Below are 11,794 nucleotides of genomic sequence, written 5' to 3' on the forward strand. Positions count from 1 at the left end.
GAGGCCGAGGCTTCAACTCAAGCCCGGAGCCAAGCCCAACACCCGAGCCCGAAGCCTGAACCCAAGCACAACCCTCGGACCCGAAGCCTGAGCCCGAAGCCTGCATCCGAGCCCGAAACCCGAGGCCGAAGCCTCAACTCAAGCCCGGAACCAAGCCCAACACCCGAGCCCGAAGCCTGAACCCAAGCACAACCCTCGGACCCGAAGCCTGAGCCCAACGCCCGAGCCCGAAGCCTGAACCCGAGCCCGAAACCTGGGCCCGAGTCCGACACCTGGGCCCGAGCCGGAGCCCAATGCCCGAGCCCAGCCCCTGAGTGCGACAGCCCAAGCCCAACACCCGAGCCCGGCGTCCAACACCGAGCCCGAGCCCAGGCCGGAGGCCCGAGGCACCTCATCCGGCCGCGAGGCCCCCGTGGGCGCCCCCGATGCCCGAATCCCGCAGCCTTCCCGGCTTACGCAACGGGCCGGGCGGGTGGGCACCAAAACCCCTCACCCCACCCGCACATGCCCGGGCCGCGAAGCCCCCACCCCACACCCCACCGCACAAGCGCACAGCACCAGCATCACCACGATCGGCACCGTCCACCCCCCGGTGACCTGCCGCAGCGCCCCGGCCGCCAACGGCCCGAACGCGGCCACCACGTAGCCGACCGCCTGCGCCATCCCGGACAGCTGCGCCGCCGTATGCGGATCGGGCGACCGCAACACGATCAGGGTCAGCGCCAGCGACACCGCACCCCCCTGACCCAGCCCCAACAACACCGCCCAAAGCCACGCCCCGCCCGTAGGCGCGAGCATCAGCCCCACGTATCCGGCCGCGATCAGACCGACCGAGCCGACCACCAGCGCGCTCTGGTTGCGCATACGGCCGGCGATGATCGACCCCGCGAGCGAGGACGGGATCTGCACGAAGGTGTTGAACGCGAAGATCGCCGCCGCGGTGCCCTTGCTCATCCCGTGGTCCGTGAGGATCGTCGGCATCCAGGCCAGCAGCACGTAGAACAGCAACGACTGCAGACCCATGAAGCCCGTCACCAACCAGGCCAGCGGCGACTTCCACAACCCCGCCACACGCGGCATCGCGACCGCCGCGGCCCCGCGCCGGCGCCGCACGTGCGGCAGCCAGACCGCCACCGCCGCGACGGCGAGCAGCGCCCAGCAGCCCATCGCCGGTTGCCAGCCGTGTCCGATCGCGTTCTCCAGCGGCACCGTCGCCCCGGCCGAGACCGCCGCGCCCAGCACCATGGCCGCGCTGTAGACCCCGATCATCACCGCCGCCCGGTCCGGGAACTCGCACTTGACCACGCCCGGCATCAACACGTTCAGCACCGCGATCCCGCCGCCCACGAGCGCACCGCCCGCGAACAGCGCGCCCAACGCGGGCACCATCCGCAGCAGGATTCCGGCGCCCACCACGACGAGCGCGCCGAGCAGCACGAGTTCGGCGCCGAACCGCCGTGCCGCGACCGGCGCGAGCGGCGAGATCAGGCCCAGGAACAGCACGGGTATCGCGGTGATCAGGCTGCCCGTGGTCGCGGACAGGTGGAACACGTCGCGCAGTTCGCCCACCAGCGGCGACACACTGGACAGTCCGGCCCGCATGTTCAGCGCGATCAACACGATGCCCGCGAGCAACAGCGCGCCGCCACCGGCCTTCGCGGTGGTCTTGGCGTTCGGGGACATCCGCAGGTCGGTCGTGCTCATGCGTCGTGCTCCATCGGATGGTGCTCGGTCGGGTGGTCGTGCGGGGCACGGTCGTGCAGCAGGGTGTCCAGGGCCACGACGGCGGGCTCGAGGATGTCCCGTACGGCCCGCTCGGCCGCGTCCGGATCGCCCGCCTCGATCGCGTCGGCCAGGGCCACGTGCAGCGCGTGCGACGCGTCCGGCAGGGTGCCGTCGCCGACCACCGTCCGGATGGCGCGCCACAGCGAGTCGCTGAACCAGCGGTACGTGGCCGCCATCGCCGAGTTGTGCGACGCGATCGCGATCGCGGTGTGGAAGGCCACGTCCTGCTCGACCAAGTCGTCCAACTCGCCCTCGGCGACGTCGCCGCGGTCGAAGTCGTGCGGCTCCGGGGTGTCCGCGCTGCCGTCCGCCGCGCCGCGCCTGGCCAGGGCGCGGCGAATCCGTTCCAGGTCGGCGAGGTCGCGCCGCTGGGCGGCGAGCCGGGCGGCCTCCACGTCCAGCGCCCGGCGCATCTCGAAGATGTCCCGCAGGTCCGCGTGCTCGATCCGGCGAACCAGGTCGCCGGGGTCGGTGAGGGAGCGTACATAGGTCCCGTCGCCTTGGCGGGACTCCAGCATCCCCGCGTGCACCAGCACCCGGATCGCCTCGCGCACCGTGTTCCGGCCGACCCGGAGCCGCTCGGCGATCACGCTCTCGCTGGGGATGCGCGACCCGACCGGCCAGGTCCCGGCGGTGAGTTGGGCGCGGAGCTGGTCGATCGCGTCGTCGACGAGCGAACGTCTGCCGGCGGCCTGGAGCGACATGGACCCTCCTGGATTCGTGGGATTGCCCAGTCATCCTACAAGTAGCTGCACACCACATGCGAAATCGAGGTGGGGGCCGGGATCGACCCCCACCTCGGTCCGCCCCCACCCTCAGACCCGGTCGCGGTCCCGGCGCGGCGCCAGGAACACCGCCGCGAGCAGGGCGCCGAGCAGGACCAGGGCCGAGTCGACCAGGATCGCGACGGCGACCCCGGACAACACCGCGTCGGGCCCGGTGTCGCCGAGCGAGCTCATCCGCGCGGTGGCGATCGCGCTCATGATCGGGATGCCCATCGTGATGCCGACCTGCTGGGTCATCGTGGCCAGGCCGGTGGCCAGGCCCTGTTCGGCGTCCGGCAGACCGGAGGTCGCGGTGATCATGAAGCCGACGATCATCAGCATGTTGCCCACTCCGCCGACGAAGGTGGCCGCGAGCAGCAGCCAGATCCAGCCGCCGGAGCTGCCGAGCGCGACCAGCGACAGGGTGGCCAGGGCCTGGACCACGCCGCCCGCGACGATCGTGGTACGGGTGCCGAAGCGGCCCACCACCCGGCCGCCGAGGGTGCCGCCGAGCACGGTGCCGATGCCCAGGACACCGAAGGCGAGCCCGGTGGCCAGCGGCGAGTAGCCCAGGACCTCCTGCAGGTAGAGCGTGAGCAGGAAGACCAACGAGGTCTCGGTGACGAAGGCGATCAGGCCGGTGATGTTCCCCCACAGCACGGTGCGGCGCTTCATGATGCCAACCGGGACCAGCGGCGAGGCGGAGCGCTGCTCGATGAACCAGAAGGCGACCAGGAGCACCGCGCCGGCGGCCAGCGCGCCGAGTGTGGTGGGCTCTCCCCAGCCCTCGGCGCCCGCCTGGGTGAGGCCGAACACCAGGGCCAGCAGACCGCCGGTGACCGCGATCGCGCCGGGCACGTCGAGCCGGGGCCGCCCGCCCGGCCGCGAGTCGGTGATCGCGGACGGCGCGAGGATCAGCACCAGCGCGGCGACGGGCACATTGACGAAGAAGGCCCAGCGCCAGGACAGCAGATCGGTGAGCAGCCCGCCCAGCACCGCGCCGGCGGTGAAGCCGGCCGACATCAGCGCACCGTTGAGACCCAGCGCCCGATCCCGCTGGGGTCCTTCCTTGAACGCGGTGGTCAGCAGCGACAGACCGGCGGGGGTCACCGCCGCGGTGGCCAGCCCCTGGAGCACCCGGGCGATCAGCAACATCTCGGGGGACGTGGCGAAGCCACCCAGGGCGGAGGAGGCGCCGAGCAGGGCCATGCCGCCCAGGAACAGGCGCTTGCGGCCGAAAAGGTCGGCCACCCGACCGAACAGCAGGGTGAAGCCGGCGGCGGTCAGCGCGAACGCGGTGGCCACCCACTGGAGGTTGTTCAGCGAGAAGCCCAGGCCCTCGCCGACCACCGGCAGCGCGACGTTCAGGATCGAGAAGTCCACCGCGATCATGAACTGGGCGCCGAGCAGCAGGGTCAGCACCAGCTTCTGCTGCCCGGTCATCCGGGCAGCGGTCGAGCCGGCCGCGTCGGTCGGCTCGACCGGGGTGGCGGGTGAGGCCTCGAAGGGCCTGGTGCGGTGATCGAGCGTGGACATGTGCGCCTCCCGAGCGGATCCGGAGTGTTAACGGGTCTTCTTTCCCGTTAAGATGCTCAGAAGGTAGCACGGTGGATCAACTTAATGGAACAGGAGTCCCGTTATGACATCGGAAGGCACCGTCCGCCCCGGTGGACGCACTGCCCGGGTACGCGAGGCGGTCCTGCGCGCGGCCGGGGACCTGCTCGCCGAGCGGGGCTTCGCGGGGCTGGACCTGGCCGAGGTGGCACAGCGCGCCGAGGTCGGCAAGACCACCGTGTACCGGCGCTGGGGCAGCGCCACCGGCCTGGTCGCGGACCTGCTGGTCGAGATGGCGGACAGTTCGGTGTCGCGCACCGAGACCGGCTCACTGCTCGGCGACCTGCGGACCAACGCACACCTGGTGCGCCGCACGCTGGTGGACGAGCGCCAGGGCGCTTTGTTTAAGGCGGTGATCGCTGCGGCGACCTGCGACGCACGGACCGCGACGGCGCTGCACGCCTTCTACGCCACGCGGGTGGACGAATGGGCGCCCTGCGTGACGGCCGCGATCGAGCGCGGCGAGGCGCCGGTGGGCACCGATCCGCACGAGGTGATCCGGGCGGTGTCGGCGCCGCTGTACTACCGACTCCTGGCCAGTGGCGACCCGCTCGACGAGGCGAGCGCGGACCGCGCGGCGGCGGCGGCCGAGGCGGCCACCCGGGCGGGGGCGTTCGTGCGGTAGCGGCGGGCCGGCCCGCGGGGTCGTGCCGACCGGGCACGTATGGTCGATGGATGCGTTTGAGCACTGTGATCCTCCCGATCCACCGTTGGACCGAAGGCCGGAAGATCTGGCGACAGGCCGAAGACCTGGGCTTCCACGCCGCGTACACCTACGACCACCTGTCGTGGCGCAGCTTCCGGGACCGCACCTGGTTCGGCGCGCTCCCCACCCTCACCGCCGCCGCGGCGGTCACCGAGCGGCTGCGCCTGGGCACGATGGTCACCTCGCCCAACTTCCGCCACCCGGTGCCCCTCGCCAAGGACCTGGCGGCCATCGACGACATCTCCGGCGGCCGGTTGATCGCGGGAGTCGGCGCGGGCGGCAACGGCTTCGACGCCACCGCCCTGGGCGGGCAGCCGTGGACCCCGAAGGAGCGCGCGGATCGGCTCGCCGAGTTCGTCCCCCTGCTCGACCGGCTGCTGTCCGAGCCGGCCGTGACCTCCCGGGGCACCTACTACACCGCCGAGGACGTGCGGATGATCCCCGGCGGCCGGCAGCGGCCCCGGGTACCCATCCATCTCGCGGCCACCGGTCCGCGGGGGATGCGCCTGACCGCCCGGCACGGCCAGGGGTGGATCACCTACGGGGACACCCGCGACCCCAAGGGGGTGCCGGCCGAGGTCTGCCCGAAGGTGATCGCCGAGCAACTGGCCCGGCTGTCCGACATCTGCGCGAGCGAGGGCCGCGAGCCGGAGGAGCTGGAGCGGGTCCTCCTCCAGGGTTCGACCCTGGAGCGCCCCCTCGACTCGATGGACGCGTTCGTCGACTATGCGGGGCGCTACCGGGAGCTGGGCATCACGGAGCTGGTGATCCACTGGCCGGTGCCGGACTCGGTCTTCGCCGCTGATCAAGCCCTGTTCGAGCGCATCGCGCAGGAGGGGCTGCGGCAGCTGGGTTGAGGTGTTTGTTGGGCGCTTCGCGGCGCCGGCGCGCGGGGCTGCTTGTTGGGCGCTTCGCACCGGCTCGCGAGGGGTCGGGGGCGCTGACGCGCAACGGGGCGGGCGGGGTGGGGACCGGCGCGAGGGGGGAATCGTTTTCGAGCGAGGATGTACCCGTGACCATCACGAATCGCCCACGTCTAGTGGCCACCGACCTCGACGGCACCATCGTGCGTGACGACGGGTCCATCTCCGCGCGCACGCTCGCCGCCCTGGAGCTGGTCGAGTCCTCGGGCGCGGAGGTGGTCTTCGTCACCGGCCGCCCGCCCCGTTGGATGAAGCGCGTCGCGGACGTCACCGGCCACCGCGGGCTGGCCATCTGCGGCAACGGCGCGGTGGTCTACGACCTGCGCAGCGAGCGAGTGGTGGGCACCCACACGATGGACGTCACCGCCGCGCGCAAGGTCAGCCGGCTGTTGCGCGAGGCGGTGCCCGACGTCAGCTTCGCCGTGGAGACCGAGACCGGCTTCATGCACGAGCCGACCTATCCCGCGCTCGAACGCGACGTGTCGATCGTGCACGCGGTGGGCCCGGTCGAGGAGTTGCTGACCGGCCCGGTGCTCAAGCTGCTCGCCCGACACCACAGCCTCGACCCCGACGTGTTCCTCGCGCTGGCCCGCGACCGGGCCGGAGCGTACGCGGAGTTCACCCACTCTTCCTCGATCGCTCTCGTGGAGATCAGTGCCCTCGGCATCAGCAAGGCCAGTACCCTGGCCTGGTTCTGCGCGCAGCGCGGTATCCGGACCGAGGACGTGGTGGCGTTCGGCGACATGCCCAACGACCTGCCGCTGCTCGCCTGGGCCGGACAGGCGTACGCCGTCGCCAACGCACATCCCGACGTACTGGCGGCGGTGACCCGGCATACCGGGAGCAATCAGGACGACGGCGTGGCCGAGGTATTGGAAAAGTTGTTCGGCTGAGAGGGCGGCATGGCGGCCGGTTTCGGTGTACGGACCAACCGGCTCCACGAACGCGTGACGCCGGGGCCACGCTTACGCGTGAAGGTTGCACAGAGTAGTTACCTGATTGCTTTCCGTAACATAGATTGACGCCGTGTATTCCCCCTCCCGGCCAGGGTCCCCACTGGCTGTGACGATCGACCGCTATCGGGTCGGCCAGGCTCTCTCGTTCCGGCCCATCGCCGAGGGCCTGCTCAACCGAGGCTACGAGGTCGTCACCACCAGGGGACGCTGGTTTCTCAAGCACTATCTGGACCAACGACCCGACACGATCCGGTTCCAGCACCGGACCACGCAGCGGCTCGCCGCCTGCGGCATACCCGCGATCGCGCCGGTGACCGACCGGCGCGGGCGCACCGTACTGTCCTCGCGCGGCCGCTGGTTCGCCCTGTATCCGTGGGTGGACGGCATCCATCGGCGCGGCGCCGACCTCGACGCCCGGGGGTGTGCGCGGGTGGGCGCGCTGCTCGGCGGCGTACACGTCACGCTGCCGCGCCTGCTGCCTCCCATCCAGCAGCCGCTCCTCGTCCCCACCGCCGACCCGCACGAATCCCTGGCCACCATCGAGCGCCTGCTCACCAGGATCCGGGCCCGACCCGAGAGCGACTCCTTCGACCGGCTCGCCGAACTGCGCCTGATCGAGCGGCGCGCACTGCTGCTGCGGCACGCGCACCGGCGACCGCGCGACCACGACGCACCGCATACGGGCTACGTGCACGGCGACTTCCACCCGCTCAACGTGCTCTATCAGGGCAACGACCCGGTGGCGATCATCGACTGGGACCGGCTCGCCGCGCTGCCCCACACCGAGGAACTGGTCCGGGCCGCGCTGATCTTCTTCACCGACCGCATCTCGGGCACGCTCGACCTCGACCGGGTGCGCGGCTTCGTCGCCGGATACCGGGCGATTCTGGACCCGGGGCCGACCCAACTCGCCGCCGCCGTGCACCGGTTGTGGTGGGAGCGGCTGAACGACTTCTGGATGCTCACCCGGCACTACCTCGAACACGACCCGCGCTGTGCCCCGTTGTTTCCCGCCTCCGCCGCGCTGATCGTGTGGTGGACGATGGCCTACGACGAGGTGCTGGAAGCCTTCCTGGGCTGAGCGGCCGGGCGGCGCCCTTCCCGAAAGCCGAGAACCCGCGCGGATCACCGATCATGATCCGCGCGGGTTCCGGGCTTTCGGACCTCAGTTGGTGGTACCACCGGTCGCCGGCGGCGGCGAATTCCCGCTGGAGGAACCGCCCTTGGGATCGCCACCGGACGGTGCGGAGGCCGACGAGGTCGGCTCGCCGGTCTTCGACGGCTTGGTGGGCGGCGGCGAACTCGGCGCGTGGGTCTGCCCCGACGAGGCCCCGCCCGGATCGCGCCACGTGCTCGTCGGCGTCGAGGTGCTCCGCGAGGTCTGCTGCGGGCTGCTCGGCGGCGTGCTCGCGGTCGACTTGTTGTTGGTGTCCGGAGTGGTGCCGACCGACGCCGCCGGTTGCCCGCCTTCGCCGCCGGTGGTCTGGCCGCTCTGCTTCTCGTCAGTCTTCGACGGACTGTCGCCGCCGCCCGGCCATCCCTTGGCCAGGAACACCGCGCCGATCGCGATCAGGACCACCGCGAGCGCGGCTACCAGGTAGAGCGGCAGCTTGCGCTTGGGCCGCTCCGACGCGGGCGTCACGATCGGCAGTTGCCCGGTGCCGCCGTCGTTGGCGCCCGGTTGTTGCCCGCCGCCCGGCGGCCGGCCCGCCAACGGCGGCATCGCCGCGGTGGCCTCGGTCGATCCGGTCTGCGGCGACACCGCCGTCGCCCCGGGGGCCACCTGGCTCCACGAGCCGAACTCGGGCCGCTGACCCTGCTGGGTCGGCACCCGCGGCGGAACCGCCACCGACACCTGCTGACCGGCCAGCGCGCGGCGGATGTCCATCCGCATCTCGTCGGCCGTCTGGTAACGATCGTCGGGGTTCTTGGCCAGCGCCTTCAACGCGATCGCGTCCAGGTGCGGCGGCACGCGCGGATCCATCATCGACGGCGGACGCGGATCGTCCTGCACGTGCTGGTACACCACCGACAGCGGGGTATCCCCGTTGAACGGCGGACGCAGCGCCAGCAGTTCGTAGAGCAGGCAACCGCTGGAGTACAGGTCGCTGCGCGCGTCGACGGTCCGGCCCAGGGCCTGTTCCGGCGACAGGTACTGCGGCGTGCCCATCACCATGCCGGTCTGAGTCATCGTGGTCGCCGCGCTGTGCATCGCGCGGGCGATCCCGAAGTCCATCACCTTGACCGCGCCCGAGTTGGTGATGATCACGTTCGCGGGCTTGATGTCGCGGTGGATGATGCCGTGGCGGTGGCTGTACTCCAGCGCCTCCAGGATCCCCTCGGTGACCCGCAGCGCCTGTTCCAGCGGTATCGGGTTGCCTTCGCCGAGCAGTTCCCGGACGGTGCGACCCTCGACGCACTCCATCACGATGAACGGCACCAACTCGTCGCCGACCCGGTCCTCGCCGGTGTCGTAGACGGACACGATCGCGGGGTGGTTCAGCGACGCGGCGTTTTGCGCCTCGCGGCCGAATCGCGAGCGGGCGACCGGGTCCTGGGCCAGGTCCGGGCGCAGCGTCTTGACCGCGACCGTACGGCCGAGCCGCACGTCGTGGGCCATCAGCACCTCGGCCATGCCGCCTCGACCGAGCTGGCGACCGAGTTCGTAGCGGCCGGATCCGACCGTCTTCACCTGTGTGCCGGACGCCTCGCGGTCGTCCGGTCCCTGCGGCGCGGTCATCGCTCCTCGCCCTGCGCGTCGGGGCGACCCGCTCGGGGGCGCCGAACTGTGGCGATGCGGTCCGCCGCGAGCAGGGGGGAGCGGAAAACACCACGGGAGCGGGGGAGCACGACGGTTCCAACGATCGGCCGGCCACAAAGGCACGCCGTCTCGGGCGTCGGGGTTGTGACCGGGGACTCGGCGATCATCCTCGACAGTCCCCTCACGTGGCGCCGGGTCTGGGGCCCGCGCCCATGTGCTGATGAAATGTGGTGCATCCTCGCGTCAAGTCCCGAAACGATACCGGGATCGGCGGTACTCCGGTGCGGAGAGGCCATGGTAACGGGATTCCGGATTCCCGGCCGAGGGCTTCCGTGGGCCGGACGACCCGCTCGGCGCGGCGCCGGGTTCAGCGCAACATCAGGATGGACGCGAGCACGGCCAGTACGCCGAGCACCGTCGCCGCGAACGCGGCACCGGCGCCGGCCCGGCGACCGTGCCCGCCCGGAGCGCTGTGCGCGCCCGCCGAACGGGCCCGCGGCCCGAATCCGGACAACACCCGCGCCCACGGCGGCCCGCCGATCGGCGGGCGGCCCGGGCGGTGCCCCATCGGCGCGGGCGTCGGTGCCGGCCCCGGCCCGGCCGGCGGCGGGCCGCCCGCGCCGTACAGGACCGAGTCCCAGACGTTCTCCGGCAGGATCCGCCGCACCGACTCGCGCATCCGCCCGGCGGTGTCGAAGCGCAGGTGCGGGTCCTTGCGCAGCGCGTGCAGCACCAGATCGTCGACCGCTCCGGGCAGGTCCGGGCGGTACGCCGACGGCGGGGTCGGGTCCTCGCGCATGTGCCGGTAGGCGATGTGCACCGCGGTACCGCCGTCGAACGGCGGCACGCCGACCAGCAGCTCGTGCAGCAGACAGCCCACCGAGTACAGGTCGCTGCGGGTGGAGGCGGGATGCCCGAACGCCTGCTCGGGCGAGAAGTATTGCGGGGTGCCCATGATCCGACCGGGGTCGGTCAGCGCGCCGTCGGTGACGAACAGGGCGCGGGCGATGCCGAAGTCCATCACCTTGACCGCGCCGTCCGGGGTGATCATCACGTTGACCGGCTTGATGTCGCGATGCACCAGGCCGCGATCGTGGCTGTACTCCAGCGCGTCGAGCACCTTGGCGGTGATCGCGAGCGCGCGCGGCCAGGGCACCGGGCCGTGCGCCTCCAGCAGGTCGCGCAGGGTGATCCCGCGCACCAGCTCCATCACGATCCACGGCACCAGGACCCCGTCCTCGCCGGGGTCGGCACCGGTGTCGAACACGCGGACGATGGTGGGATGGTCCAGCCCGGCCGCGTGCTCGGCCTCGCGGGCGAAGCGCGAACGCGCGACGGTGTCCTCGGCCAGGTCGCTGCGCAGCCGTTTGACCGCGACGAGCCGGTCGAGCACCAGGTCGTGCGCCTCGTGCACCACGGCCATCCCGCCGCCGCCGATCCGCCGTCCGGTGCGATACCGCCCGCCACCGAAGACGCGCCCGCTCGCCCGAGCCGGGTCCCCCGAAACGGTCACCGTCAGGCCGCCCTCCACGCTTCACGACTCGGGCACGACGCCCCCGCGAGTCGACCTACCGAACAGCGCTCCCGTCGTACCGCCGACAGCCTGTCAGAGACCCGACGCGAGCGCACCGGGGCAGCGCCGGGCAGGCGCCGCCCCGATCCGCCCCGCGAGGACGGGCGTCCGGATTCGTCGTCCGGACGATCCCGAGGGCCCCGGACGATGCCGAAGGCTAGAGATACGGACCCGACTGGGTGTGCGGCGGCTCGCCCTGTCCCCCGGGTCCCACGCCGGGCGGCAGCGCCCGACGCATCGTCTCCAGCTGTGCGCGCGCCGCCATCTGCTGGGCGAACAGCGCGGTCTGGATGCCGTGGAACAGCCCTTCGAGCCATCCCACCAATTGTGCCTGCGCGATCCGCAGCTCGGATTCGCTGGGCACCGAGTCGTGGGTGAACGGAAGCGACAGGCGCTCCAGCTCCTCGACCAGTTCCGGGGCGAGCCCCTTCTCCAGTTCCTTGATCGAGCTGGCGTGGATCTCCTTCAGGCGCACCCGGCTCGCCTCGTCGAGGGGGGCCGCGCGCACCTCCTCGAGGAGCTGCTTGATCATGCTTCCGATGCGCATGACCTTCGCGGGCTGTTCCACCATGTCGGTCACCGCGAGTTCACCGCCCTCTTCACCGAGGCCGCCGCCGAGCGCCATGCCATCCGGCCCGACGATCACCACCTGCGGGTTCTCACCATTCGCTTCGCTGTTCGGCGTATCCATGCATCTCATCCTAGGAGCGCC

At 71.7% G+C, this 11,794-nt stretch carries 10 protein-coding genes; 4 read left to right on the forward strand and 6 right to left on the reverse strand.

The window, feature by feature from the left end; all coding sequences use genetic code 11:
- Window positions 1-489: 489 nt before the first annotated feature.
- The 3 genes from ACMXN5_RS16025 to ACMXN5_RS16035 form a co-directional block, all read right to left on the reverse strand.
- Window positions 490-1,704, reverse strand: a complete 1,215-nt coding sequence (locus ACMXN5_RS16025; protein ID WP_439675846.1) for a CynX/NimT family MFS transporter — start codon at window positions 1,702-1,704, stop codon at window positions 490-492.
- Entirely contained in the window at window positions 1,701-2,489 is a 789-nt protein-coding gene (locus ACMXN5_RS16030) for a FadR/GntR family transcriptional regulator (RefSeq protein ID WP_439675847.1), read from the reverse strand. Before ACMXN5_RS16030 ends, ACMXN5_RS16025 begins: the two co-directional genes overlap by 4 nt.
- A 111-nt stretch (window positions 2,490-2,600) precedes the next feature.
- On the reverse strand, window positions 2,601-3,992 hold the full coding sequence (locus ACMXN5_RS16035) for an MFS transporter (RefSeq protein WP_439678018.1): 1,392 nt from the start codon (window positions 3,990-3,992) through the stop codon (window positions 2,601-2,603).
- Between the two features lie 196 nt (window positions 3,993-4,188).
- Between ACMXN5_RS16035 and ACMXN5_RS16040 the strand changes: the two genes are divergently transcribed.
- The 4 genes from ACMXN5_RS16040 to ACMXN5_RS16055 all read left to right on the forward strand — a co-directional run bounded on the left by ACMXN5_RS16040 (window position 4,189) and on the right by ACMXN5_RS16055 (window position 7,829).
- Window positions 4,189-4,788, forward strand: coding sequence for a TetR/AcrR family transcriptional regulator (locus tag ACMXN5_RS16040; protein WP_439675848.1), 600 nt, complete (start codon window positions 4,189-4,191; stop codon window positions 4,786-4,788).
- Between the two features lie 50 nt (window positions 4,789-4,838).
- The gene (locus ACMXN5_RS16045; protein WP_439675849.1) at window positions 4,839-5,726 is read left to right on the forward strand and encodes an LLM class flavin-dependent oxidoreductase; all 888 of its coding nucleotides are present in this window, start codon (window positions 4,839-4,841) and stop codon (window positions 5,724-5,726) included.
- Window positions 5,727-5,881: 155 nt separating this feature from the next.
- A complete protein-coding gene (locus tag ACMXN5_RS16050; protein ID WP_395795754.1) occupies window positions 5,882-6,685 on the forward strand; it encodes an HAD family hydrolase in 804 nt (267 codons plus the stop codon).
- Between the two features lie 169 nt (window positions 6,686-6,854).
- Window positions 6,855-7,829 carry a phosphotransferase gene (locus tag ACMXN5_RS16055; RefSeq protein ID WP_439675850.1) on the forward strand — a complete coding sequence of 325 codons (975 nt, stop codon included), beginning with the start codon at window positions 6,855-6,857 and terminating at the stop codon, window positions 7,827-7,829.
- Between the two features lie 84 nt (window positions 7,830-7,913).
- Here the strand turns inward: ACMXN5_RS16055 and ACMXN5_RS16060 are convergent, their stop codons facing one another.
- The 3 genes from ACMXN5_RS16060 to ACMXN5_RS16070 all read right to left on the reverse strand — a co-directional run bounded on the left by ACMXN5_RS16060 (window position 7,914) and on the right by ACMXN5_RS16070 (window position 11,773).
- Window positions 7,914-9,488, reverse strand: a complete 1,575-nt coding sequence (locus ACMXN5_RS16060) for a protein kinase domain-containing protein (RefSeq protein ID WP_439675851.1) — start codon at window positions 9,486-9,488, stop codon at window positions 7,914-7,916.
- A gap of 388 nt (window positions 9,489-9,876) precedes the next feature.
- Window positions 9,877-11,022, reverse strand: a complete 1,146-nt coding sequence (locus tag ACMXN5_RS16065; RefSeq protein ID WP_439675852.1) for a protein kinase domain-containing protein — start codon at window positions 11,020-11,022, stop codon at window positions 9,877-9,879.
- 217 nt (window positions 11,023-11,239) lie between these two features.
- Entirely contained in the window at window positions 11,240-11,773 is a 534-nt protein-coding gene (locus tag ACMXN5_RS16070) for a bacterial proteasome activator family protein (RefSeq protein WP_078976350.1), read from the reverse strand.
- Window positions 11,774-11,794: the final 21 nt, after the last annotated feature.

The sequence above is a fragment of the Embleya australiensis genome (assembly GCF_051903075.1).
Lineage (GTDB): Bacteria > Actinomycetota > Actinomycetes > Streptomycetales > Streptomycetaceae > Embleya.

Coding starts and splice junctions, on each gene's coding strand:
- ACMXN5_RS16035 (WP_439678018.1), bottom strand. CDS start 3,992: ATGACCGGGCAGCAGAAGCTGGTGCTGACCCTGCTGCTCGGCGCCCAG.
- ACMXN5_RS16070 (WP_078976350.1), bottom strand. CDS start 11,773: ATGGATACGCCGAACAGCGAAGCGAATGGTGAGAACCCGCAGGTGGTG.
- ACMXN5_RS16060 (WP_439675851.1), bottom strand. CDS start 9,488: ATGACCGCGCCGCAGGGACCGGACGACCGCGAGGCGTCCGGCACACAG.
- ACMXN5_RS16040 (WP_439675848.1), top strand. CDS start 4,189: ATGACATCGGAAGGCACCGTCCGCCCCGGTGGACGCACTGCCCGGGTA.
- ACMXN5_RS16045 (WP_439675849.1), top strand. CDS start 4,839: ATGCGTTTGAGCACTGTGATCCTCCCGATCCACCGTTGGACCGAAGGC.
- ACMXN5_RS16025 (WP_439675846.1), bottom strand. CDS start 1,704: ATGAGCACGACCGACCTGCGGATGTCCCCGAACGCCAAGACCACCGCG.
- ACMXN5_RS16030 (WP_439675847.1), bottom strand. CDS start 2,489: ATGTCGCTCCAGGCCGCCGGCAGACGTTCGCTCGTCGACGACGCGATC.